This is a genomic window from Stenotrophomonas maltophilia group sp. msm4 (genome assembly GCF_032025605.1).
Lineage (GTDB): Bacteria > Pseudomonadota > Gammaproteobacteria > Xanthomonadales > Xanthomonadaceae > Stenotrophomonas > Stenotrophomonas sepilia.
The window spans coordinates 122,629-147,295 of the sequence record NZ_JAVSKK010000004.1 but is presented as its reverse complement, the minus strand read 5'-3'; the positions used below and the strand labels follow the sequence as shown (position 1 = coordinate 147,295).

The window sequence follows — 24,667 nt, the reverse complement described above, 5'->3', positions numbered from 1 at the left end:
GCTGCCCCGGCTACCCTGCACGCATGGAACGCGAGCCCCCGCATCGCCCGCATGGCGCTGAACATCCTGCGCTGGACCGTGTCCGTCGCGAGGGGCGTTGGTGGTGGCTGCAGGCGCGCCATGCGCGCCGGATCTGGCGCTGGGCGCTGCTCGCAGCGCTGGCCGTGTTCGTGCTGCTGGTCCTGCTGCGCAAGCCGTTGGCAGATTGGTTCTGGGATGAGCCGCAGATCGAACAGCTGCTGGCCGAGGGGGATCGTGCATTGGCGGCTGGGCGCCTGAGCGATGCCGACGGCAGTGGTGCGCGCGAGCGCTACCAGGCGGCGCTGGCGCTGGACGGTGATCGCCCGCAGGCGCGCCAGGGCCTCGCCAATACCGGCGCGGCAGCGCTGCAACAGGCGCGCGATCGCCTGCAGGCGGATGACCTGGACGGCAGCGCGCAGGCCCTGGCACTGGCCCGTGAGCTGCAGGTGCCGCAGGGCGACGCCGATGCGGTCGCCCGCCAGTTGCAGGCGCGACGTAGCGCCGGAGCCGGTATTGGTGCGTTGTTGGCGCAGGCGCGTAACGCGTTCGCGGCCGGACGCCTGGATGACGGCGACAGCAGTGCGTTGCCCTTGTTCCAGCGCATCCTGGCCCTGCAGCCGGACAACCTGCCGGCGCTGGAAGGGCGCGAAGATGCGCTGAGCGACCTGCTGCTGCAGGCACGCACGCTGGCAGAGCGAGGGGAGTTGGCCGAGGCGGCTGCGCTCCTGCGTCGTGCCCGTCAGTTCGATGCCGGTCATGCCGATCTGCCGGCGAGCGAGGAGGCCCTCGCGCGCGCGGCCGACCGGCGCCTGCGGCAGGCGCAGCGTGCGTTGCGACGGCAGCAGCTGGAAGCTGCGGCCAAGGGTTTCCAGGCGGTGCTGGTGGTGGCCGCCGATGATTCCAATGCGCAGCGCGGGCGTGAGCAGACCCTGCAGGCAGTGGTTGCACGCAGCCAGAAGTCCGCCGACGACTTCCAGTTCGATGCGGCGCAACGTGATGCGGCCCTGGCGGCGGAGCTGGGGGCTTCGCAGGCCGTCCGGCAACAACTGGCGCAGCGCCTGCAGCGCGCGCAGCAGGCGCAGCGGGCTCTGCAGCAGCCCGCGGTCAGCACGGCGCAGCGCGAACGCCAGCTGCGCGACCACCTGCGGAAGATCGAACGTGCCGAGCGCGCGGGGCAGTGGATCAGCCCACCCGGGCACAGCGCGTTCGACGCGTTGCGCGAAGCCCAGTCGCTGGCTCCCCGCGATGCGCGGGTGAAGGCAGCCGCCGCACGCTTGCTGCCCGCCAGCCGACGCTGCTTCGACGACAATCTGCGGCAGAACCGCGTGCAGGCGGCAGGCGCCTGCCTGCAGGCTTGGCAGACCCTGTCACCGACCGCAGCCGGACTGCCCTCGGCGCGGCTGCGGTTGGCCCAGCGCTGGCTGGCGATCGGCAGCGAGCGGCTCGGTAACGGTGACCTGGCCTTCGCCGCGCATGCCGCCGAACAGGCGCGGTTGCTGCAGCCGGATCTGGCCGAACTGCCGGCGTTTGAAGATCGCCTGCGCCGCGCCGGTGGACGGGTGGACTAGGCGAAGAACACCCGCTGCACGGTCGCACGGGCGGCGTCGAGTGAGAAATGTTCGGCGACGTTGGCCAGGCCGGCATCGGACAATTGCTGCCACAGCTGCGGGTCCTGGTACAGGCGGACCACCGCATCGGCGAAACCGGCAGCGTCATCGGCCACCAGTACGTCCTGGCCAGGATGCAGGTGCATGCCTTCCACGGCGCAGGTGGTACCGACCACCGGCTGGCCATGGGCCATGCTCAGGTTGATCTTGCCTTTCACGCCGGCACCGAACCGCAGCGGTGCGATGGCAATGCGCGCGCCGTCCATGTAGGGCGTGATGTCCTCGACGAAGCCGTGCATCTGCACGCCGGGGTGGCGTGCGGCCAGTGCCAGCAACGATTCCGGCGCCGCAGCGCCGATGCAGTGCAGGCGTACCTCCGGCAGCCGGGCGCGGATGTGGGCGAAGATTTCGCCGATGAACCACTCCATGCCGTCCAGGTTCGGCGGATGGCGGAAGCCACCGACAAACACCAGATCGTGTCGTTGCTCGTAGACAGCGCCGGCGCCGGCAACCTCGTGCAGGTTGGAAATCAGTTCCACCCGTACCCGCGGCGCATCGGCCTGCAGCTGCTCCCGTTCGGCCGCACTGACCAGCACGGTGATGTCGCACTGCTCCATCACTGCCAATTCACTGCTGCGGGTGCGTTCTGCTGCGCGCAGCAGGGCCGCATCACCCGCCACTTCGGCACCGCGGCGCTCGCGCAGGTAGTGCAAGTCGACCGTGTCGAACACGGTTCGTGCCTGCGGCGCATAGCGCTTGAGCAGGGGCAGGCACTCGTGGGCGACGTGGTGGCGCACCAGCATCGCCACGTCGAAACGCGACCCATGGCTGCGCAGCCAGCCGGCTACACCGTCCAGGAAGGGGGCGTACCAGACTTCCACGCCCATCCGCTGCAGCGCCTCGGTCGCCGCGCCGGCATGCTCGCGCCGGGTCGGGACGAATACCACGTGGGCACCGCCCTGCAGCAGCAGGCGGATCAGATTGACCTGGCGCAGCGACCCGGAATCGCGATCGGGCTGCGGTACTTCCTCGTCCAGGATCAGCACCTGGCGCCGGCCGCGCAGCAGCAGCGCTGGCGACGGCACTGCGCCGACCGCCGGATGGCCGGCCAGCTCGGTGGCCCAGCGAGCGGCAAAGATGGCCTGGTTGCGCACCTGGTAGGCCTTCACCCCGCTGCCGGTGTCGGTGCCGTTGCTGGTGCCCTCGTCGTGGATCACCCGGCTGGCCGGCTGCACCAGCACGCGCAGGCCCTGTGCACGCACGCGGAAGGCCAGGTCGGTGTCCTCGTAGTACGCTGGCTTGTAGCGGGTATCGAAGCCGTCCAGCTGCTGCCAGAGGGCACGCGGCAGCATCAGCGCCGCACCGGAGCAATAGTCGACGTCGCGCAGGCTGGCGAAGCGCGGGTCGTCAGCGGCCTCGAAGCGGCCATAGCTCCAGCCACTGCCATCGGCGAAGATCACTCCGCCCGATTCCTGCAGGCGGCCATCGGGATACAGCAGCTGGCTGCCGACCAGGCCGGCGTCGGGGACGCTGCCGAAGGTGTCCAGCAGGGCGTCGAGCCAGCCCGGCTGCGGCACCGTATCGTTGTTGAGCAGCACCACGTAGCGGCCGCGTGCGCGCGATACACCCTCGTTGCAGGCTTCGATGAAGCCGCCGTTGTGCGCACGCACCTCATAGCGCAAGCCCGCCACCTGCGGCATCCACTGTGCGGTAGCGTCGCTGCTGCCGTCATCCACCACCAGGATCTCGCACGCGGCTGCGGGCGGGTGTGCCGCCAGGGCGCGGAGGCAGGCCAGGGTGTGGTCGACGTGGTTGTAGACCGGGATGACGATGCTTACCTCCGGCAACTCGCTGAACGGCACCGTGAAGGGAGCGAAAGCCTGTGCTGGCGGCAGGAACAGCGGCGTGCGCGGCGCGGGAACGGCGCGCTGGGTGTGCACGCGGATGCGTTGCCAGGTGGCCCGCCACCCGCGGGTGCGCAGGCTTGCCAGGCTCCGGCGGGCCAGGCCCGACAGGCGGTTGATCAGGTATCGGATCTCGGCCAGGGACATCGCCATCCGGTTGCAACTCCAGCTTAAGCAGGGGAACCCGGGAGAACTCGCCAGCCGCAGTGGCTGGGGTAGACTCGCCAGACCCTACATTCTCGCATTCCCGTGCCCCGACGCTACGATTCCGACGACATCGACGATTTCGACGACGACCCGCAGGACAGCGGTCCGCTGTGGCGGCGCCGGCTGATCACCTGGAGCATGGCTGCGGTCGCATTGGGATTGGGTTTCCTCATTCCCTATACGCTGTACCTGAACCAGCAGGTGACCCAGCGTTTCGGCGAGCTGCGCTGGCAGATCCCGACGCGCGTGTATGCGCGCCCGCTGGTGCTCACCCCCGGCAAGGCGATGGATGCGTCCACGCTGAAGACCGAACTGGCCGCCTCCGCCTATCGTGATGACGGCCAGGGCAAGGAGCCGGCCACCTATGCGGTGAACGGCGGTCGCTTCGTGATCTCCAGTCGTGGATACAACGATGTCGATGGCCGGGTGGCGCCGCGCCGGGTGGAGCTGTCGCTGGCCGATGGCGGCGTGGCCTCGCTGCGCGACGCCGACAGCCGCAAGGCACTGAAGGCCGCGCGGCTGGATCCGGCGCGCATCGCCACGCTGTACGGCCAGAAGCAGGAAGAACGCCGCCTGATCCGCATGGACGAGGCGCCGGACCTGCTGGTGACCGGCCTGCAGGCAGTGGAAGACAAGGACTTCAACCGCCATCACGGCATCGACCTGTCCGGCATCGCGCGCGCGGTGTGGGTGACGATCCGTTCCGGTGGCCAGAGCCGCCAGGGCGCCTCGACGCTCACCCAGCAGCTGGCCCGCAGCGGCCTGCTTGGCATCGGCAAGGAGCAGACGCTCACCCGCAAGTTCAATGAGGTGCTGTACGCGCTGATCATGGAGGCGCGCTACGACAAGCGCACGATTTTCGAGGCGTATCTCAACCAGGTGTACCTGGGCCAGCGCGGCAGCCAGGCGATCCATGGCATGTCCTCCGGTGCCGAATTCTGGTTCGGGCGTGACCTGCAGTCGCTGGAGACCGAGCAGATCGCCCTGCTGATCGGCCTGGTCAAGGGGCCGTCCTTCTACGACCCGCGGCGCAACCCGGAACGCGCGCTGGATCGCCGCAACTTCGTGCTGGGCAAGCTGCACGAGGCCACGCTGATCGACGATGCCGAGTACCAGCGCGCGCTGAAGGCTCCGTTGGGTGTGCCCAAGACACCGGGCCTGGTGGCAGCCAACCGCTTCCCCGCCTACGTCGACCTGGTCCGCCGGCAGCTTGCGCATGACTATCCGGAATCTGCGCTGCAGGGCGCGGGCCTGAGCGTGATGACCGGTATGTCGCCGTCCGCGCAGGCCTATGCCGAAGGCGCGGTGACCCGCACCATCAAGTCGCTGGAAAGCCAGCGTCGCCCTGAACTGCAGGCCGGCATGGTGCTGACCGACGTGCACAACGGCGACGTGCTGGCGGTGATCGGCAGCCGTGAGGTGTCCGAGGTCGGCTTCAATCGTGCGATCGAGGCGCAGCGCCCGGTCGGTTCGCTGCTCAAGCCGTTCGTGTACCTGCTGGCCCTGGCGCAGCCGGACCGCTATTCGCTGGCCAGCTGGGTCGATGATTCGCCGGTGACGGTGCAGCTCGGCCGCGGCCGCAACTGGAGCCCCGGCAACGCCGACAACCGCAGCCACGGCACGGTGCGCCTGATCGATGCGCTGGCGCATTCGTACAACCAGGCGACGGTGCGCTTGGGCATGCAGGTCGGCCCCGAGCGCGTGACCCAGCTGATCCATGTGCTGGCCGGCATCAAGGCCGAGGCCAATCCGGCGGTGATCCTCGGCTCGACCGACCAGAGCCCGTATGCGATGGCGCAGCTGTACCAGTTCCTCGCGTCCGGGGGTGAGATCCAGCCGTTGCACGCCGTGCGTGGCGTGCTCGATCCGCAGGGCAAGCTGCTCAAGCGCTACGACAAGACCCCGGCACCGGCACAGGAAGGCGATTCGATTGCCGCCAACCTGATCAGTGTCGGCCTGCAGCAGGTCGTCGCCAGTGGTACCGCGCAGCGGCTCAATGCTGATGGCCTCGGCCGTCTGCAGCCAGCCGGCAAGACCGGCACCACCAACGATGGCCGTGACAGCTGGTATGCCGGCTACACCGGCGACCACCTGGCGGTGATCTGGATCGGCAACGATCAGAACCAGCAGGCCGGCCTGTATGGCGCCACTGGCGCGATGCGGGTCTGGTCGGGCATCTTCCAGCGCCTGCCGAGTGCGCCATTGCGGGTCAGCAACAAGGGCCTGGATTGGCAGCCGGTGGCTCCCACCGGTCTCAACAGCACCGATGAAGGCTGCCCCGGCGCGCGTCGTTTCCCGTTCGTGGTGGGCTATGCGCCTGCCTATGCGCCGTGCGCGCCGGCCGCGTCGCCCGAGGGGCAGGGCGAGGCTGAAGGCGAGGGCGGTGGCTGGCGCAGCTGGTTCGGCCTGGACCGCAAGCCGGAAGCACCCGCCGAACCTGCCGCCACCACTCCTCCCCCGAGCCGATGATGCCGATGAACATGCGAACCCTGCTGCAGCCCCTGGCCCTGACCGGCCTAAGTCTGGCCCTGGCCGCCTGCGTGAGCAGCGCGCCGCCGGTAGTCAAGCCGGTCGACACCACCACGCCGGCGCAGCGCCTGGCGGCCGTGGATGCTGCAGCGGGTCCGGACGACAAGGAACTGTCGGTGCAGCCGCTGCGTGATTCGCAGGTGGAAGACCTGAGGCTGGCCGCACAGGCGCAGCGCCAGGCCAACGACCTCGCCGGTGCCGCCAGCAGCCTGGACCATGCGCTGGAGATCGTGGCTGGTGACCCGGCGGTGCTGCAGGAGCGTGCCGAACTGGCGCTGCTGCAGGGGCAGTGGGCACAGGCGGAGACGTTCGCGCGCAAGGCCGTGGATCTGGGCTCGAAGACCGGGCCGCTGTGCCGCCGTCACTGGGCGACGATCGAGCAGTCGCGGCTGGCGCGGGGCGAGAAGGAGAATGCGGTGTCGGCGCACGCGCAGATTGAAGGTTGCACGGTGCCGGGGATCAAGCGTTACTGAGTTTTCAGCCAACGGCACAGCCCCTCGTGGCTGGCTGCTTGGCCGAGTAAAGCAAAAGCCGCGCTTGGCCGGGGGGGGGGGGGGGGGGGGGGGGGGGGGGGGGGGGCGGCCCGGGGGGGGGGGGGGGGGGGGGGCGCCGCGGGGCGCCCCCCCCCCCCCCCCCCCCCCCCCCCCCCCCCCCCGGCCTCTGACAGTTCCCGTGTGCGTCCAGCCACGGAAAAGAAAAAGAAAATCAAAAGCGGGTCGCGCGCTGCGCGCACTCGTTGTGGGGTCGGATCCGTTTTCCGCAGGAAAACGGCTCCGACCCCTTCTTGTTTCCGTTCGACCCACCGCTTCTGTCGAGCAAGCGCGACGCCACGAAGCACGTCCATCCGTCACCGGGAAACTGTCGAAGGCGGGGCGGGAGGGGCAGGCAGGACCGTTGGCGCCATGGATGGCGCCATCGAGCCCCCATGGACGGGTTTACGGCGTGTCCTGCCTGCCCCTCCTGCCCCGCCAAACACGCAGCAACCCAGAGCCATGAACCACGCTGTTGCTGTTGCTTTTGCCTGCGCTCTGGCTTGAAACGGGTGCCGGGCAGCGCCCGGCCGGGTATCCTTTCCCTCTGATGTCCGACCTTGTCCATGCCAGCCGCGAAGCCCTCAGCGAAGGCGGCGCGCTCGCCTCGCACCTGGATGCCTTCGTCCCGCGTCCGGCACAGCTGCACCTGACCGCAGCCATTGCCGATGCGCTGCAGCAGCGGGACCTGCTGCTGGCCGAGGCCGGTACCGGCACCGGCAAGACCTTCGCCTATCTGGTGCCGGTGCTGCTGTCCGGGCTGCGCACCATCATCTCCACCGGTACCCGCGCGCTGCAGGACCAGCTCTACCACCGCGATCTGCCGCGCGTGCGCCAGGCGCTGGGCGTCGGCCTGCGCAGCGCGCTGCTGAAGGGGCGCGCGAACTACCTGTGTCGCTACCGACTGCAGCAGGCGCGGGGCGAGCCGCGGTTTTCCAGTCCCGAACAGGCCGCGCAGTTCCAGCGCATCCTGGCGTGGTCCGGCCGCTCGGAGTTCGGTGACATCGCCGAACTGGAGGGCCTGGCCGATGACTCGCCGCTGCTGCCGATGGTCACCTCCACTGTCGACAATTGCCTGGGTACCGATTGCCCATTCTGGGACGACTGCTTCGTGGTGCGCGCACGGCAGCGTGCGCAGGCCGCCGACGTGGTGGTGGTCAACCACCACCTGCTGCTGGCTGATCTGGCACTGAAACAGGACGGCTTCGGCGAGTTGCTGCCGGGGGCGCAGGCCTTTGTCATCGACGAGGCACACCAGCTGCCCGAACTGGCAGCGCAGTTCTTCGGCGAAGGTTTCGGCATGCGCCCATGGCAGGAACTGGGTCGCGACTGCCTGGCTGAAGCGCGCGGCGTAGGGGGCGCACAATCGGCGCTGCAGGAGCCGGTCGACCAGTTGCAACTGGCGTTGCTGGCGTTGCGTTCGGCGATGGAGGGGCTGCCGCCGCGGGGTACGCAGTGGCGTGCGCTGGCCATGCCACAGGTCCGCGACGGCTTCGATACGGTGATGGCCGGCCTGGTGGCGCTGGAGCAGGCACTTCAACCGCTGCGCGAATCAGCGGCGGGTCTGGACGCCTGCCATGCGCGGGCGCGCGAGGCGGTGTCGCGGTTACAGCGCTGGCTGGGCGATGATGAACCCACCCTCGATTTCGATGCCGATCCGGCGGACCACGCCAGTGCCGCCGATGTGCTCTGGTACGAGCTCACGCCGCGGGGTTTCCGCTGCCAGCGTACGCCGATGGATGTGTCCGGCCCGCTGCGCGAGCATCGCGAGCGCAGCCGCGCGGCATGGATCTTCACCTCGGCCACGCTGACCGTGGGCAATGGATTCGACCACATCGCCACGCGCCTGGGCCTGGACGATCCGCATACCCTGGTCCAGCCGAGTCCGTTCAACTGGCCCGAGCAGGCGTTGTGCTACCTCCCGGAAGGCCTGCCTGATCCGGCCGCACGGGGCTTCGGAACCGCGCTGATCCAGACCCTTCGGCCGGTACTGCAGGCATCGCAGGGCAGGGCATTCCTGTTGTTCGCCTCGCACCGTGCATTGCGCGAGGCGGCCGAAGCACTGCGCGACGGGCCATGGCCGTTGTTCGTGCAGGGTGAGGCACCGCGCGCGACGCTGCTGCAGCGCTTCCGTGAATCGGGCAATGGCGTGCTGCTGGGCTCGGCCAGTTTCCGCGAGGGCGTGGACGTGGTCGGCGAAGCGCTGAGTGTGGTGATGATCGACAAGCTGCCGTTCGCGGCACCGGACGATCCGGTGTACGAGGCACGCCTGGAGGCGATCCGCAGCCAGGGCGGCAATCCGTTCCGCGACGAACAGCTGCCGCAGGCGGTGATCGCACTGAAGCAGGGTGTCGGTCGCCTGATCCGCAGCGAAAGCGACCGTGGCGTGCTGGTCCTGTGCGATCCGCGCCTGCTCAACCGTGGCTATGGCCGGGTCTTCCTGGATTCACTGCCACCCTTCCGCCGCACCCGCAGCCTGGCCGATGTGCAGGCCTTCTTTACGCCACAATGGGTGCCCGTGGCTGATGATGCGGCTGACCCGGCCGCTGTTGCGCCGGGCCCGGAGCCGGCTCCTGGTGCCACGTTCCCCCTGTTCTGACCTGATCTGATGAAACTGCTCGCCTTTGAAACCGCCACCGAAGCCTGCTCCGTTGCCCTGCATGTCGATGGGCAGGTGCTGGAACGCTTCGAGATCGCCCCGCGCCGGCATGCTGACCTGAGCCTGCCATGGGCCGAGGCGCTGCTGGCCGAAGCCGGCATCAGCCGTCGCCAGCTCGATGGCATCGCGCTCAGTCGCGGCCCGGGGGCGTTCACCGGTGTGCGCCTGGCGATCGCCATCGCCCAGGGCATCGCGTTGGCGTTGGACCGCCCGCTGCTGCCGGTTTCGACGCTGCAGGTGCTGGCGCTGCGGGCACCGGTGGAAGAAACGCAGATCCTGTCGGCAATCGATGCCCGGATGGGTGAACTCTACGTCGCGCGCTTCGAACGCGTCGACGGCCTGCCGGTCGCGCGCGATGCCGAGCGCGTCTGCGCGCCCTCCGTGGTGACGTTGCCGGAAGGAATGTCGGCCTACGGTGTCGGTACCGGTTTCGGCGCGGGCGACGGCGCGCTGGTGGCACAGTTGGGCAGTAGCCTGCGCGGTTTCGATGCTGCGGCATTGCCGCGGGCGTCGGACGTGCTGGCACTGGCCGTGCCGGCGTTCGCGCGTGGCGAGGCGATCGCACCGGAGAAGGTCGAGCCGGCGTACCTGCGCGACAACGTGGCATTGACCCTGGTCGAGCAGCAGGCCGCGCGCGAGGCGAAGGCGAAGGCCAACGGCTGAGCCCCTCGTGGCGGGGCGCGAAAGCACGAGCCGCGCTTGGCCGGGCGAGGTGGGTGCGCGGGGGACGCCGTGAACCCGTCTCTGAAGTGACCCCCGCGAACCCACCCCCGCCCGACCTCTGACAGTTTCCGTGTGCGTCCGCCACGGAAAATAAAAAAAAGAAGATCAAAGTCAAAAGCGGGTCGCTTCGCTCGCATCCACGCGTGGCGTGGATGTGTGTCGACCAAGGTCGACACCTACCCAAGCAATGGTGCGCCGTGATCTGTCAGAGGCGGGGCGGTGTCGGGCGGCGGGGTATCCGCGGCATGGATGCCGCGGCTAAGCCTACACGGACGTACTTGCGGCGTCCCCGCCGCCCGACACCGCCTCGCCACGCTTCAGTACACCAACCGCCGCTGTTGCTGTTGCCGTTGCTATAGCCTTTCAGCGGGTCCCGGGCCGCAGGCCCGGGCAACAAACCCCTACCGGTCGTCGTGCAGGGTGCCACCCGGCAGGAACACCCAGGTACGGGTGACCTGCAGGATGTCGATCTCGTCCTCGGTCTTCGGCAACGGCGGGAACGGCTGGGCCAGCTGCACCACCCGCAGCGCCGCTTCATCCAGCAGCGGCGTCCCGCTTGAACGCAGGATGCGGCTGCTCTCCACGCTGCCATCGCGGCGCACGCCCACGCTGATCACCACCTGGCCGCCGAGCCGGCGCTGCCGGGCCTCGTCCGGGTAATTCAGGTTGCCGACGCGCTCGGCGCGGTCGACCCAGGCGCGCAGGTAATTGGCATAGGCATATTCACGCGTGCTGGCCGACACGAACTTGCGATTCGGGCGCTTGGCATACTGCGCCGAGCGCAGATGCACTTCGGCAGCCAGTCGCGCCATCTCCACATCGCGCTGCTCGCGTGCACTCAACGGCGCGTCCGGCTCGGGGCGTTCCGGGGTTGGCTGGGCCTGCGCCTGTGCCACCGAGTCCTGTCCGTTGCGGCTGCTGACCACCCGTGCCTGCGGCGGCGGAACCGGGGCGGCCGATTGCTGTTGCTGCGGCACCGGGCTCAACCCGGACCGGGCCTGCGGCACGATGCCGGCCTGGTTGTCGCGCGGACGCTGTGCGCGGTCGTGCTCGCCACCGCCTTCCTGGTTGGCGGCGGCAAGGAAATCAGCCTGCTTTGGCGTCAGTGCGGTGCGCGTCTGGCTGAAGATCACTTCCAGCGTCGGCACCAGCGGAGCATCGCCTTTCACGGCGAAACCCACGCCCAGGATCAGCAGGGCGTGGACCAGCACCGACAGTGCGATGGTGGCCCCCAGCCGTTGCGCTTCGCGTGGCGGCGGGGGCAGAACGGCGGGTGCGGACGGCATCAGCGCAGGCCGGCCTCGAGCGCGTCGAACAGGGTGCCGGCAATGTTCAGGCCGTACTGCGCGTCGAGCTCGCGCACGCAGGTCGGGCTGGTCACGTTGACCTCGGTCAGGTAATCGCCGATCACGTCCAGGCCGACGAAGCGCATGCCACGACGCTTCATCTCCGGGCCAACCTGGCCGGCGATCCAGCGGTCACGCTCGCTCAGCGGGCGCCCTTCGCCACGGCCGCCGGCCGCCAGGTTGCCGCGGAACTCGTCACCCTGGGGAATGCGCGCCAGGCAGTAATCGACCGGTTCACCGTCGACCAGCAGGATGCGCTTGTCGCCGGCGGTGATGTCGGGAATGAACTTCTGGGCCACCGCCAGCTTGCGGCCGCCGTCGGTCAGTGTCTCCAGGATCACGTTCAGGTTCGGATCGCCCTGGCCGCTGCGGAAAATCGAGCGGCCGCCCATGCCGTCCAGCGGCTTCAGCACCGCCTGGCCGTGTTCGAGGGCGAAGGCCTTCAGCGCCTTGGCATCGCGGCTGACCAGGGTCGGCGGGCAACACTGCGGGAACAGCAGGGCTGCCAGCTTCTCGTTGTAGTCGCGCAGGCCCTGCGGGTTGTTGACCACACAGGCACCGGCAGCGGCGGCCACGTCCAGCACCTGGGTGTCGTAGATGTACTCGGCGTCGACCGGCGGGTCCTTGCGCATCAGCACGATCTGGCCGGGCCCGAACTCGGTACGGCTGAACTCACCCAGCTCATACCAGCCGGCCGGGTCGTCGCGCACCTGCAGCGGCGCGGTCTGGGCCACCGCCACGCCACCTTCCAGGGCCAGTCCGCCCGGCCGCACGTAGTGCAGGGCATGGCCGCGGCGCTGGGCTTCCAGCAGCATGGCGAAGGTGGTGTCCTTGGCGATCTTGATGTGGGCGATGGGGTCCATCACCACGATGACGTTCAACGGCATGGTCGCACCTGTCAGGCAAGGCGTTGATGGTAGCGGCAACGCCGGTCGCGCGCCTCCCTGCCATACTGCAACGCAGCGTCCGCCCGGCGGTCGCGCACTCATTGCGAAACCCGTCACGTTCAGGAGGGGGCCATGCCCCGCGCCGTGGGGCGGCCTTGAAGCGAGCGCGGAAAGTGCGATATAGATACGCTTTCGCAGCGGCCCCCGCCAGAGATCGGGCCGTGCGCTTGGGGATAGGCAATGACTGAAAACACGACTGCGGGCGGGGAACTCGCAGGACTCCGGGTGATGGTCATCGATGATTCGAAGACCATCCGCAGGACTGCGGAAACGCTGCTCAAGCGCGAAGGCTGCGAGGTGGTCACCGCCACCGACGGCTTCGAAGCGCTTGCCAAGATCGCAGACCAGCAACCGCAGATCATCTTCGTCGACATCATGATGCCGCGCCTGGACGGGTACCAGACCTGCGCGCTGATCAAGGGCAACCAGCTGTTCAAGGCGACCCCGGTCATCATGCTGTCGTCCAAGGATGGCCTGTTCGACAAGGCGCGGGGACGCATCGTCGGCTCGGAGCAGTACCTGACGAAGCCTTTTACGCGTGAAGAACTGCTGGGTGCCATCCGCACATACGTCAACGCCTGACCAGGGGGGAAAGGCACAATGGCTCGTATCGTCCTGATCGAGGATTCACCGACCGACCGCGCGGTGTTCACCCAGTGGCTGCGCCGTGCCGGCCACGAAGTGCTGGAAGCGGACAACGCCGAGGATGGCCTGCAGCTGGTCCGCGACCAGGTGCCGCAGTTGGTGCTGATGGACGTGGTCCTGCCCGGCATGAGCGGCTTCCAGGCGACCCGTGCGATGGCCCGTGATGCGGCGATCAAGCACATCCCGGTGATCATCGTCAGCACCAAGGCGATGGAAACCGACAAGGCCTGGGGCCTGCGCCAGGGCGCCGCCGATTACATCGTCAAGCCGCCGCGCGAGGATGAACTGATCGCGCGGATCAACGAACTGGTGGCCTGATGCGCTCGCCCTTCGACATCCTTGAAGCCTATGAACGGCGCAGCCTGGCCCATGCGGTGCAGCTGCCCGGGAAGCAGTTTGCCCAGGACCTGTGGCGTGGCGTGGGTTTCCGCGTCGGCCAGCGCCGGCTGGTGTCCGATTTCCGCGAAGTGGTGGAAATCGTACCGATGCCGCCGGTGACCCCGGTACCCTGTGCGCAGCCCTGGCTGCTGGGCGTGGGCAACCTGCGCGGCAACCTGTTCCCGGTGGTCGACCTGAAGTACTTCCTGGAAGGCACGCGCACCGTGCAGCAGGAAGGCCAGCGCGTGCTGATCATGCGCCAGGCCGGCGGCGACGTCGCACTGACCATCGATGAACTGTTCGGCCAGCGCAGCTTCGAGCTGGACCAGCAGATCGAAGCGGGCACGTTGGCCGAAGGCCGCTACGGGCATTTCGTCGATCGTGCTTTCCATGCCGACGGCCACGACTGGGGCGTGTTCTCGCTCTCGCTGCTGTCGCGCACCCCTGAATTCCGGCAAGCCGCGGCCTGAGGCCGGGCATCGCCCCCTGCATTGAAGATCGAGGTTGAACGATGAGTACTGCTTCGGACGCCACCAAGACCGGCAAGCTGCGGCTGGGCGGCAGCAACCTCTGGCTGTTCCTGCTGCTGGCATCGATGATCCTGTTCGGCGTCAACACCGGCGTCGCCACCTGGCAGGGCAGCCGCCTTGCCGACGCCGGCTCCAAGGCCGCCGACCTGCAGGTGCTGTCGCAGCAGCTGGCCAACCAGGGACGTGACGCGGTCGGCGGCAACGCCCAGGCCTTCACCGCCTTCAAGGCCACCCGCAACGCGATCGAGCAGAACGTGTCGACCCTGCAGGGACGCTACGGCAAGGAGCCGGGCGTAGCCGGTGCCATCGCCACCCTCGGCGAGACCTGGGCGCCGCTGGGCAAGCAGGCCGGGCAGCTGGTGGCCAGCGAACCGGCCGTGCTGGCGCTGGCCGGCAACGCGAACAACTTCACCGGCGCAGTGCCGGGCCTGCAGGCCCAGCTGAACGAGCTGGTGCGTGCGATGTCCGCTTCCGGCGCGCCGTCGTCGCAGGTGTACAGCGCGCTGCAGCAGGTTGTGGTGGCCGGTTCGATGGCCCGCCGCGTGACCGAAATGCGTGCCGGTGGCAGCGCCGCGGCGACCTCCGGCGATGCGCTGGCACGTGACATCACCGTGTTCTCGCAGGTGCTCGACGGCCTGCGCAACGGCAACGAGGAACTGGGCATCACCGCCGTGCGCGGTGCCGCCGCCGTGGCCGCGCTGGAACAGTCGCAGCAGAAGTGGGAAGCGATGAAGCAGGACGCCGACGCGATCCTGGCCAGCTCGCGCCAGCTGTTCGCGGCGCAGTCCGCTGCCACCGCGCTGGGCCAGGGTTCGGCCCACATGCTGGATGACAGCCGCAAGTTGTTCGACGCGTTCTCCTCGTTCGGCTCGGTATCCGACACCCGCCTGTTCCCGAACTTCTGGATTGGCGTGGTCTCCGGTGCGCTGTCGCTGATCGCGATCATCGGCTTCGTCTCCACCAACGTGCGCAGCCGCTCGCGCGAGCAGGAACTGCGCTACCAGACCCAGGTGGAATTCAACAGCCGCAACCAGCAGGCGATCATGCGGCTGCTGGACGAAATCTCCTCGCTCGGCGAGGGCGACCTGACGGTGAAGGCCTCGGTGACCGAGGACATGACCGGCGCGATCGCCGACGCGATCAACTACGCGGTCGACGAGCTGCGCCACCTGGTGACCACCATCAATGACACCTCGGCCAAGGTCGCGATGTCCACCCAGGAAACCCAGGCCACCGCCATGCAGCTGGCAGAGGCCGCAGGGCACCAGGCCAACCAGATCACCTCGGCTTCGGACCGCATCGGGGAGATCGCGGCGAGCATCGAGCAGGTGTCGCGCAACTCGGCCGAGTCGGCCGACGTGGCACAGCGCTCGGTGGTGATCGCTGCCGAAGGTGCCGGCGTGGTGCGCGAGACCATCCAGGGCATGGACCAGATCCGTGACCAGATCCAGGAAACCTCCAAGCGCATCAAGCGCCTGGGCGAGTCGTCGCAGGAAATCGGCTCGATCGTGGAACTGATCAACGACATCTCCGAGCAGACCAACATCCTGGCGTTGAACGCGGCGGTGCAGGCCGCGTCGGCCGGTGAAGCGGGCCGCGGTTTCGCGGTCGTGGCCGACGAAGTGCAGCGCCTGGCAGAACGCACCTCGGGTGCGACCCGACGCATCGAAAACCTGGTCCAGGCCATTCAGGCCGACACCAATGAAGCGGTCACCTCGATGGAGCAGACCACGGCCGAAGTGGTGTCTGGTGCGCGCCTGGCCGAGGACGCCGGTACCGCGCTGACCGAGATCGAACGCGTGTCAAACGCGCTGAACACCCTCATCAAGAACATCTCCATCGCCGCCCAGCAGCAGTCGGCCGCCGCCTCGGACATCACCCGCACCATGGGCGTGATCCGGCAGATCACCGGGCAGACCTCGCAGGGTGCCGGACAGACCGCCGAGTCGATCGGCCACCTCGCGCAGCTGGCGGCGGACCTGCGCCGTTCGGTCGCCGACTTCAAGCTGCCGGCGTGACGCGGGCAGGGCGGCGAGCAAGGAACCAGTCGATGAAGCATTTCCATTCCCCACGCCAGAACTCGCGCGGCCACCGCGCGGCGGCGAACGGAGCGCGTCCATGAGCAGTCTGCGCGATGCGATGAGCCACGCAGCGCTGGGCTGGGTCAAGCCCGAGCTGGACGAGACCCTGCGCCAGGTGCGCAACGAGGTCGAGTACTACGCCGAAGACCCGACCGATGCCAGCCGCATGCGCATCTGCGCCGGCTACCTGCACCAGGTGCAGGGCACCCTGCGCATGGTCGAGCTGTATGCCCCGGCGATGGTGGCCGAAGAACTGGAGCAGCTGGCCAATGCCATCGGCGCCGGTCGCGTGGCCGACCGTGATGAAGCCTGCGCAACCCTGATGCGTGGCAGCGTGCTGCTGCCCGACTATCTGGAACGCCTGCAGAACGGCCATCGCGACATTCCGATCGTGCTGATGCCGCTGCTCAACGAGATCCGTGCGTCGCGCGGCGAAGAAGGCGTCACTGACAGTGTGCTGCTGGCCTTTGCGCCGGAGAGCGTCACCGCCACCGAGGCCGAGCTGGACCATGCCCGTGGCAGCCTGAGCGGACGCAACCGTGAGCTGCTCGACACGGTCGGCAGCGCGGTGAAGGAAGAACTGCTGCGCATCAAGGATGCGCTTGACCTGCACCTGCGCACCGGTGGTGCGCCGGAACAGCTGCAGACCCAGGCCAACGAGCTCGGCGCCGTGGCCGATACGCTGGGCATGATGGGCCTGGGCGTGGCCCGCGGCGTGGTCGTGCAGCAGCGCGATGCGCTGCGCGGCGTGGTCGAAGGTCGCCAGCAGATCGACGAGAACCTGCTGCTGGATATTGCCGGTGCACTGCTGTACGTCGATGCCTCGCTGGACGACCAGGTTGCCCATCTGGGCGCCGGCGGCAGTGGCGAGGACGACCCGAGCGCGGTCGAGAACCGGCGCACGGTGGAGGTGCTGGCGCATGAAGCCATCGCCAACTTCGCCGCTGCCCGCGAGCATTTCGTCGCCTTCATCGAAACCAGCTGGAACCATGCCGAGCTGCAGGATGTGCCACGCCTGCTGGGCGATGTGTCCGGCGCGCTGCGCATGCTCGACCTGGGTACCGCCGCCGATTACCTGCGCGGCGTGCAGCAGTACATCGAGGCCGAACTGATCGGCCGCCAGCGCGTGCCCAGTGGCCGCCAGCTGGACACCCTGGCCGATGCCATGGCCAGCCTGGAGTACTACCTGGAAGCCCTGCGCGACCGCCGCCCGGGCCGCGAGGACATCCTCGAAATCACCCGCAGCAGCCTCGAGGCTCTGCGCTACTGGCCGCTGCCGGAGCACAATGCCGTCGCGCCGGACGCGCCGGCACTGCTGCCGGTCGAACGTGAGCCGGTTGCGTTGCAGGCCGAGCCCCTGCAGCCGGAGCGCGTCGAGGTTCCGGTGCAGCCTGCGGCGCCCGCTGCCGGCGACGTGCCGGTGCCACTGCCGGACTTCACCTTCGATCCGCCGCCGGCCTCGCCGGCGCCGATGGTGTCCGACAACCGCCTGATGTTCGGCGCACTGGGCACCGTGGCCGCCGTGGCCGCCAGCAAGGCTGATATCGATGCTTCGCCGTCGCCGACGCACGACGATGCGGGGGCATCGCTGGTCTTCGCGGCGTCCAGCGCACCTGCGCCGGATGTCCCGCAGTGGGAGCTGGCGCCGTTCCATCCGGAGGCCGACGCCATCGTGCCTGCCGATGACGAGCGCAGCCCGACCTTCGCCAGTTTCGATCCGGTCAGCTTCGAACTGGCTGACAGCGGCCCCCCCGGTGCACCGCAGTGGTCGCTGTCCGAGGCGCCGCAGATGCTTGAGGACACCGCAGCGCCTGTGATCGATGAGATGACGGACGCGGTGGATTCCTCCGCGACCGCTTTCGATGCTGCACCGGTATTCGACCCGGTGGCGGCCGAACAGGATGCGGCTGCCGTGGCCGACGACGTGGTGTTCCGCTTCGATGCCGACGCGCTGGACAACGCTGACGACGTGCTGTCGCTGCATGCGATGGAAACGCTGTCGCTGGACGATGACGCCGCGTTGCATCCTTCGCTGGAGATCGTCGATGCCGTCGCCCCGCCGCTGGCCGATGTATCGCCCGCAGTGCTGGCCGAGGTGGATGAGGCCCCGGATGACCTGCCGGCAACGTTGATCACGCCGCCGTCGATCGAAGCGCCCGTCCCGGCAGCGGAAACCTCGGCGCCGGCCGTGTCGGTGATCGATATCGACACCATCGCGCCGATCGATTTCAGCGAGGCCGACGCCCAGTTCTTCGCCGAGTTGAGTGCGGCCGCTGCCGGCTTCAATCCACAGGCGATGGCCGCTGCGGCAGCGCCGGAGGCGGTGGATTCGGCCGTTGCCGGGACCGATGCCGACACCAATGCGGGCTTCGACGCTGGTTTCGACGACGATGCCGAGAACATCGACGAGGACATCCGCGAGGTGTTCCTGGAAGAGTTCGACGATGAGCTGGCCAATCTCGGCACGCTACTGCCGGCATGGCGGATGCAGCCGGACAACATGGACCGGCTGCGCCCGATCCGCCGCATCTTCCATACCCTCAAGGGCAGTGGCCGCCTGGTCGGCGCACGCACCCTGGGTGAGTTCGCGTGGAAGATCGAAGGCATGCTCAACCGCGTGCTGGATGGCAGCCGCGCTGCATCCCCCGCCGTGCTGGCGATGGTCGACAACGCGCATGCGGCGCTGCCCCAGCTGAACGCGGCGCTGCGCCATGGCCAGCGCATCAGCGTCGACCTGCAGGCCATGCAGGCCATCGCCGATCGTGTCGGTGCAGGCGAGGAAACCTACTACGTCCCCCTGCCTGGGGCCACTGCACCGGTTGCACCGGTGGCCGAAGCCGAGGGCGAAGACGAGATCAGCCGCATTCTCGACGCGGAGATTGCCGCTTCGGCGCTGGCCGATACCGCCGAGGAGGCCGAAACCACCGGCACGCCGGCCAACATCGACAGCGTGTTGCGCGAGATTCTCGAGGCCGAGGTGGAAGTCCACCAGGCCACCCTGCAGGACTGGCTGCGTTCGGCGCAGCAGGCACCGCAGCCGGTCAGCGACGCACTCCTGCGCGCAGTGCACACCATGAACGGCGCCTTCGCGATGACCGAAGTGCCCGAGATCACGGCTGTAACCGGCGGTGCCGAGTCCTACATCAAGCGTGCGCTGGCCGCCGAGGTGGTGCCGAATGATGAAGGCGTGGCCGCGCTGGATGCGACCGCGCAGGCGATCACCGCCACCATGGAAGCGCTGCAGGCCGAACAGCCGCGCATCGCACCGCAACAGGTACTGGCACAGCGCCTGCAGGCGCTGGCCAGCGAGTTGCCGGAAGCGCGCTGGCCGATGGTGGGCCTGGAGGACGACGAAGCCGAGCTGGCGCTGGATGACAAACCGACGGCGGAATTGGATGCGGACGCCTCGGCAGCCATCGCGCCTGAAACCGATGCGGTACCGCCTTCGTCCGTCGCGCCGGAGCAGGAACCGCAGGCAGTTGCCGATGTCGCCGAAGCCCCGGTCGAGGATGCGGCGATCGAGGGCGAGGGCGGGCTGGAGGTCGGTGAGCTGACCGCCAGCGACGATCTTTCGCGCTACTTCGATGCCGGATGGCCGTCGGTACCGGGTGAGGGAGCGGCGTCGCTACCGGTGGTCGAATCGATCCAGGTGGCCGACGATGTTCCGGGCGTTGAGGTAGACGGTGTCGAGACGGAGGCCGAAAGCGCGCCGCTGTTGGCCGACGATGCCGGTTTGACCGTCGTGGACGATCTGTCGCCGTACCTGGATGCCAGTGCGCTGCCGGTCGACGACCGCGATGCCGAAGAGATTCCGGATGCTGTCGAAGCCGTCGCATCTGACCTGAATGCGTCCTCGTTCGATCACGTGCACGTCGCTGACCCTGAGGCATTCGAGACGCCTGCTGCACTGCCACTCGACAGCGAGCTGTCGAGCCTGCAGGATGAAATGGCTGCGCCGGGGTTTGCAGAACCGGTCTCGCTGGACGCCGCGCTCGAGGCCGGCCTGCACGTGATCGACGAAGAGCAGCCCCTGGCCGACGACGGGCAATGGTCCGTGCTCGGCCTGCAGGCCAGCGAACTCGCGCCGGGCGAGGCGGAAGCCTTTGCCGAGGATGCGGACGTCGGCGGGGAGGCGGCGATCGGTGAAGGAGAGAGCGCCGATCAGCCGTCCCCGGCGACGGTGAATGAGGAGATCGCGGAGGCCGCGGCGCCGGCAACCGCCGAGCCGGTGCGGTTCTTCGAACTGGAAGACGCGCCGGGCCAGGTGGAAGTCCACGCCGAAGCTGCCGATGCCGAGGCCGATACCGCGTCGGATGCCCCGGCCGTTGGCGTGCCTGACGCCGACGTGGCTGAAACCGTGGCACCCGACGTCCTTGACATCCCGGTGCCGGAAGACAGCGCCGATACGCTCGACTTCAGCGTCTACGATCGCGAGCTGGTCGACATCTTCGTCGAGGAAGGCAAGGACCTGCTCGACCACTGCGATGGCCTGATCAGCGAGCTGCGCGATGCGCCGCAGGACCGCGAGGTGCTGGCCGGCCTGCAGCGTGACCTGCATACCCTGAAGGGTGGCGCACGCATGGCCGGCATCAACGCCATCGGCGATCTTGGCCACAGCATCGAATCGTTGCTGGAAGCCGTCGCCGCTGGTCGCACCGAGATCGAACGCCGCGATGTGCAGTTGCTGGAGCGCGGATTCGATCGCCTGCACCAGCTGCTCACCCGCACCGGTGACCATCGAGTGGTGGAACCGGCGCAGGACCTGGTCGATGCGTTCGAAGTGCGTACGACCACCGATCTCGCTGCGGCAGCGGCGGCTGCCGTAGCTGTAGCCAACGTGCCGAGCGTCGCAGAAGCCACTTCTGCACCGGTTGCCAGCCCGGCGCCGGCACTGCTCGACGCGCCGCTGTCGGCACCGCTGCCGGCCGAAGGCGTGGTCGATGAAGATCCGCTGGCACGCCCGCAGCAGGAACAGGTGCGCGTGCGCGCGGATCTGCTCGACCGCCTGGTCAACCATGCCGGTGAAGTGGCGATCTACCGCTCGCGCCTTGAGCAGCAGCTCGGCGCGTTCCGTGGTGCGATGGGCGAGCTGGAGCGCACCAACGCGCGACTGCGCGACCAGCTGCGCCGGCTCGACCTGGAAACCGAAGCGCAGATCGTCGCCCGCTACCAGCGTGAGCAGGACCAGGCAGACCAGAAGTTCGATCCGCTGGAGCTGGACCGCTTCTCCACGCTGCAACAGCTCAGCCGTGCGCTGAACGAATCGGCGGCCGACCTTGGCGGGCTGCAAGGGGTGCTGGACGATCTGTCGCGCCAGTACGATTCGCTGCTGCAACAGCAGTCGCGCGTCAGCTCCGAGCTGCAGGACGGCCTGATGCGCGCGCGCATGGTGCCGTTCGATGGCCTGGTGCCGCGCCTGCGCCGCGTGGTCCGCCAGTCCGGCATGGATACCGGCAAGCAGGTGCACCTGACCCTGGAAGGCACCCACGGCGAACTGGACCGCAATGTTCTCGACCGCATGGTCGCGCCGCTCGAACACATGCTGCGCAACTCGGTGGCCCATGGCCTGGAAGCGCCGGAACAGCGCCGCGCCGCCGGCAAGCCGGAAGAGGGCGAAGTTGCCATCCGCCTGCACCGTGAAGGCTCGGAAATCGTGCTGGAAGTGGCCGATGACGGTGCCGGCCTCGATCGCGAAGCGATCCGCCGCCGCGCCATCGACCGTGGCCTGCTGGCCGCCGACGCGCAGCCGAACGATCAGGAACTGGACAACCTGATTTTCGCCTCCGGTTTCTCCACCGCCGACCAGGTCAGCCAGCTGGCCGGTCGCGGCGTGGGCATGGACGTGGTGCGCAACGAAGTGCGCCAGCTGGGCGGCTCGGTCGACATCCAGTCGGTGCGCGGCCAGGGCGTGCGCTTCACCCTGCGCCTGCCGCAGACGCTGGCCGTCACCCAGGCGGTGTTCGTGCAGATCGGCGAGACCACCTTCGCCGTGCCGGTGGCCTCGGTCAGCGGTATCGGCCGCCTGTCGCGCGAACGTTTCGAGGCCGCCGACAGCAGCTACCGCTACAGCGGCGAAGACTATCCGTTGTATGACCTCGGCAGCCTGGTCGGGCAGGCCCCGGCGCGTGCCGATGGCCAGGACCAGGTGCCGCTGTTGCTGGTCCGTGCCGGTGACCTGCGTGCAGCCGTGGCGATCGACCAGGTGCTGGGCAACCGCGAAATCGTGGTCAAGCCGGTCGGCCTGCAGATCGCATCGGTACCGGGCATCTACGGTGCCACCATCACCGGCGATGGCCGCGTGGTGGTGATCCTGGACGTCGCGCCGCTGGTGCGCCGCTTCCTGGCCAATCCGACGGCACCGGTGCTGGCCAATGCACCGCGCGACGAACGCCAGGTGCCGCTGGTGATGGTGGTCGATGACTCGCTGACCATGCGCAAGGTGACCGGCCGCATCCTCGAGCGCCACAACTTCGAAGTCAGTGTCGCCCGCGATGGCGTGGAAGCACTGGAGCGGTTGGAAGAGCGCGTGCCGGACCTGATGTTGCTGGACATCGAGATGCCGCGCATGGACGGCTACGAGCTGGCCACTGTGATGCGTGCCGATCCGCGCTACAGGGATGTGCCGATCGTGATGATCACCTCGCGCAGCGGCGACAAGCACCGCCAGCGTGCCTTCGAGATCGGTGTCCAGCGTTATCTGGGCAAGCCGTACCAGGAACTGGACCTGATGCGTAACGTGTACGACCTGCTGGGGATCGCCCGTGTCCGTGAGTGAAACCCATCCGGCCCCGGCCGTCGCCCTGCTGGCCCGTCCCGGTGCGGCGCGTGAACGCCTGCGCGAGGCGCTGGCGCATGCCGATGTACAGCTGGTCCTGGAAGATGATCCGAACGACCTGGAGCCGCAGGTCCTGCAGGCCGCGGATCCGCAGTTCGTGGTGATCGCGCTGGAAGCGGCCGTCGAGGACGCACTGGAACGGTTGGAATCCGCGCTCTCGGCACCGGGGCTGACCCTGGTGTTCGATGAGGCTGAGCTGGCCGCCCGCCGCGACGGCTGGGAGGCGCAACGTTGGGGGCGCCACCTGGCCGCCAAGCTGCACGGCCACCAGCAGGTGTTGCCGCCGGGCGCCGAACAAGAGCCCAGCCTGCAGCTGGAGCCTGGTCATCCGGCGCCCGCGCCGGCGCCGCAGGAAGAAGCCCTGCAGCCACACCTGGAACAGGCGCTGAGCTGGGCCGATGACGTTCCGGCCGACGGCCTGTATTCGCCACCGGCAGACCTGCACGAACCGATCGCGCTGGAGCAGGCCCTGGCGGCGCTGCAGCCGATCGTGCCCGAGCCTCTGGATCCGCCTTCGGCGCCGCAGGCACTGGCCGAACCGGCGGCGCCCGCGACACCGCCGGTCTCCTTCGATCACACCGCCTGGTCGCTGGTCGAGGAATCGATCGAAGCACCCGTATCGGCAGAAGCCGTGGCGCCGGTCGTCGCGCCGCAGCCCTCGTTCGATACCGATCATTTGAGCCTGGTCGATCTGGATGCCGCCGCCCCGGCCGGTGCGCGTGCCGCATCGCTGCTGGTGCTGGCCGGCATCGGTGGCCCGGATGCGTTGCGTCGCCTGCTCGGCGCACTGCCCGCGTCGTTGAGCGTGCCGGTCCTGGTGCACATGCGTCTGGATGGTGGCCGCTACGGCAACCTGGTCAAGCAGATGTCCCGCGTTTCGCCGTTGCCGGTGCAGCTGGCCGAGGCCGGCCAGCACGCGGTGCCGGGCGAGGTGCACGTGCTGGCCGATGATATCGGCGTGCGCGCGGCCAGCGATGGCCTGCATTTCCAGAGCGATGCCAACGGTATTTCGCTCGCTTCGCTGCCGGCCGAACACACCGCACTGGTGCTGCTCAGCGGTGCCGACCTGGCCCACGTAGGCCCGGCGCTGGACCTGGCGGCCGCCGGTGCGTGGGTGGCCGGGCAGGTGGGCGAGGGCTGCTATGACCCGGCGGCGGCCACCGCCGTGGTGGCTGCCGGCATGGTGGCCGGTGAACCGCAGGAACTGGCGCAGGCAATTGCCGCGCGCTGGGGTGAGCAGGACGACAACGGAGACGCACCATGAGCTACGCCAGCAATGACGAAATCCGCGGCGTCCTGATCCAGGCCGGCAACGAGCGCGTGCTGCTGCCCAATGCCACCGTGGCCGAAATGATGTCGCGCGTGCCGGTGCAGCCGGTCTCCGATGCGCCGCGCTGGCTGGTAGGCGAGATCGGCTGGCACGGCTGGCAGGTGCCGCTGGTGTCGTTCGCGCGCCTTTCGGGGCTGGGCGAAGAGACCGTGGCCGGCCACAACAAGGTGGTGGTGCTGAAGTCCCTCAGCGGCAACGCGCAGCGCCCGTACTACGCGCTGCTGACGCAGAACTTCCCGCAGCTGATCTCGGTGCCACGCGATGGCCTGCTGGCCGACGCCTCCGAAGAAACCCTGCCGCAGACCGTGCACATGCGCGTGCTGCTGGGTGAGCAGAGTGCGCTGCTGCCGAACCTGGACGCGTTGGAAGCGGCGCTGGATTCGCTCGCCGCCTGA

At 68.7% G+C, this 24,667-nt stretch carries 15 protein-coding genes; 12 read left to right on the top strand and 3 right to left on the bottom strand.

Features of this window, described 5'->3' with window-relative positions; translation table 11 throughout:
- The first annotated feature begins 23 nt into the window (after nucleotides 1-23).
- On the top strand, nucleotides 24-1,589 hold the full coding sequence (locus tag ROV93_RS19005; RefSeq protein ID WP_049414184.1) for a hypothetical protein: 1,566 nt from the start codon (nucleotides 24-26) through the stop codon (nucleotides 1,587-1,589).
- On the opposite strand, the gene ROV93_RS19000 is transcribed toward ROV93_RS19005, so the two are convergent.
- Nucleotides 1,586-3,685 carry a glycosyltransferase gene (locus ROV93_RS19000; protein ID WP_072167684.1) on the bottom strand — a complete coding sequence of 700 codons (2,100 nt, stop codon included), beginning with the start codon at nucleotides 3,683-3,685 and terminating at the stop codon, nucleotides 1,586-1,588. The two genes, ROV93_RS19005 and ROV93_RS19000, sit on opposite strands and share 4 nt — an antisense overlap.
- Before the next feature lie 96 nt (nucleotides 3,686-3,781).
- Between ROV93_RS19000 and mrcB the strand changes: the two genes are divergently transcribed.
- The 4 genes from mrcB (at nucleotide 3,782) to tsaB (ending at nucleotide 10,120) form a co-directional block, all read left to right on the top strand.
- Complete coding sequence (gene mrcB / locus ROV93_RS18995) at nucleotides 3,782-6,208, top strand: penicillin-binding protein 1B (RefSeq protein ID WP_072167685.1); 2,427 nt, start codon at nucleotides 3,782-3,784, stop codon at nucleotides 6,206-6,208.
- A complete protein-coding gene (locus ROV93_RS18990; protein ID WP_050562713.1) occupies nucleotides 6,205-6,741 on the top strand; it encodes a hypothetical protein in 537 nt (178 codons plus the stop codon). Before mrcB ends, ROV93_RS18990 begins: the two co-directional genes overlap by 4 nt.
- 607 nt (nucleotides 6,742-7,348) lie before the next feature.
- Complete coding sequence (locus ROV93_RS18985; protein WP_072168546.1) at nucleotides 7,349-9,397, top strand: ATP-dependent DNA helicase; 2,049 nt, start codon at nucleotides 7,349-7,351, stop codon at nucleotides 9,395-9,397.
- 9 nt (nucleotides 9,398-9,406) lie between these two features.
- A complete protein-coding gene (gene tsaB, locus ROV93_RS18980; protein ID WP_072168547.1) occupies nucleotides 9,407-10,120 on the top strand; it encodes a tRNA (adenosine(37)-N6)-threonylcarbamoyltransferase complex dimerization subunit type 1 TsaB in 714 nt (237 codons plus the stop codon).
- Nucleotides 10,121-10,581: 461 nt separating this feature from the next.
- On the opposite strand, the gene ROV93_RS18975 is transcribed toward tsaB, so the two are convergent.
- Together ROV93_RS18975 and gshB are read right to left on the bottom strand one after the other, a co-directional pair.
- Nucleotides 10,582-11,466, bottom strand: a complete 885-nt coding sequence (locus tag ROV93_RS18975) for an energy transducer TonB (RefSeq protein WP_072168548.1) — start codon at nucleotides 11,464-11,466, stop codon at nucleotides 10,582-10,584.
- A complete protein-coding gene (gshB, locus tag ROV93_RS18970) occupies nucleotides 11,466-12,413 on the bottom strand; it encodes a glutathione synthase (protein ID WP_072168549.1) in 948 nt (315 codons plus the stop codon). Before gshB ends, ROV93_RS18975 begins: the two co-directional genes overlap by 1 nt.
- A gap of 240 nt (nucleotides 12,414-12,653) precedes the next feature.
- Here gshB and pilG point away from each other — a divergent pair, with 240 nt between their 5' ends.
- From pilG to ROV93_RS18935, 7 genes are all read left to right on the top strand, one after another.
- A complete protein-coding gene (gene pilG / locus ROV93_RS18965) occupies nucleotides 12,654-13,055 on the top strand; it encodes a twitching motility response regulator PilG (RefSeq protein ID WP_005418455.1) in 402 nt (133 codons plus the stop codon).
- An 18-nt stretch (nucleotides 13,056-13,073) separates the two neighbouring features.
- On the top strand, nucleotides 13,074-13,436 hold the full coding sequence (locus ROV93_RS18960) for a response regulator (protein WP_005410717.1): 363 nt from the start codon (nucleotides 13,074-13,076) through the stop codon (nucleotides 13,434-13,436).
- Nucleotides 13,436-13,966 (top strand): chemotaxis protein CheW, encoded by a 531-nt coding sequence (locus tag ROV93_RS18955; protein WP_005418454.1) that lies wholly within the window; start codon nucleotides 13,436-13,438, stop codon nucleotides 13,964-13,966. The genes ROV93_RS18960 and ROV93_RS18955 overlap by 1 nt, the downstream gene beginning before the upstream one ends.
- 41 nt (nucleotides 13,967-14,007) lie before the next feature.
- Nucleotides 14,008-16,044: a methyl-accepting chemotaxis protein gene (locus ROV93_RS18950; RefSeq protein ID WP_049415562.1), complete on the top strand. Its 2,037-nt coding sequence runs from the start codon at nucleotides 14,008-14,010 to the stop codon at nucleotides 16,042-16,044.
- Nucleotides 16,045-16,144: 100 nt separating this feature from the next.
- The gene (locus ROV93_RS18945; protein ID WP_312540816.1) at nucleotides 16,145-22,882 is read left to right on the top strand and encodes an Hpt domain-containing protein; all 6,738 of its coding nucleotides are present in this window, start codon (nucleotides 16,145-16,147) and stop codon (nucleotides 22,880-22,882) included.
- The gene (locus ROV93_RS18940; protein WP_072168551.1) at nucleotides 22,869-24,206 is read left to right on the top strand and encodes a chemotaxis protein CheB; all 1,338 of its coding nucleotides are present in this window, start codon (nucleotides 22,869-22,871) and stop codon (nucleotides 24,204-24,206) included. The genes ROV93_RS18945 and ROV93_RS18940 overlap by 14 nt, the downstream gene beginning before the upstream one ends.
- A complete protein-coding gene (locus ROV93_RS18935; RefSeq protein ID WP_005418442.1) occupies nucleotides 24,203-24,667 on the top strand; it encodes a chemotaxis protein CheW in 465 nt (154 codons plus the stop codon). The genes ROV93_RS18940 and ROV93_RS18935 overlap by 4 nt, the downstream gene beginning before the upstream one ends.

Coding starts and splice junctions, on each gene's coding strand:
- ROV93_RS19005 (WP_049414184.1), top strand. CDS start 24: ATGGAACGCGAGCCCCCGCATCGCCCGCATGGCGCTGAACATCCTGCG.
- ROV93_RS19000 (WP_072167684.1), bottom strand. CDS start 3,685: ATGGCGATGTCCCTGGCCGAGATCCGATACCTGATCAACCGCCTGTCG.
- ROV93_RS18990 (WP_050562713.1), top strand. CDS start 6,205: ATGATGCCGATGAACATGCGAACCCTGCTGCAGCCCCTGGCCCTGACC.
- ROV93_RS18985 (WP_072168546.1), top strand. CDS start 7,349: ATGTCCGACCTTGTCCATGCCAGCCGCGAAGCCCTCAGCGAAGGCGGC.
- tsaB (WP_072168547.1), top strand. CDS start 9,407: ATGAAACTGCTCGCCTTTGAAACCGCCACCGAAGCCTGCTCCGTTGCC.
- ROV93_RS18975 (WP_072168548.1), bottom strand. CDS start 11,466: ATGCCGTCCGCACCCGCCGTTCTGCCCCCGCCGCCACGCGAAGCGCAA.
- gshB (WP_072168549.1), bottom strand. CDS start 12,413: ATGCCGTTGAACGTCATCGTGGTGATGGACCCCATCGCCCACATCAAG.
- pilG (WP_005418455.1), top strand. CDS start 12,654: ATGACTGAAAACACGACTGCGGGCGGGGAACTCGCAGGACTCCGGGTG.
- ROV93_RS18960 (WP_005410717.1), top strand. CDS start 13,074: ATGGCTCGTATCGTCCTGATCGAGGATTCACCGACCGACCGCGCGGTG.
- ROV93_RS18955 (WP_005418454.1), top strand. CDS start 13,436: ATGCGCTCGCCCTTCGACATCCTTGAAGCCTATGAACGGCGCAGCCTG.
- ROV93_RS18950 (WP_049415562.1), top strand. CDS start 14,008: ATGAGTACTGCTTCGGACGCCACCAAGACCGGCAAGCTGCGGCTGGGC.
- ROV93_RS18945 (WP_312540816.1), top strand. CDS start 16,145: ATGAGCAGTCTGCGCGATGCGATGAGCCACGCAGCGCTGGGCTGGGTC.
- ROV93_RS18935 (WP_005418442.1), top strand. CDS start 24,203: ATGAGCTACGCCAGCAATGACGAAATCCGCGGCGTCCTGATCCAGGCC.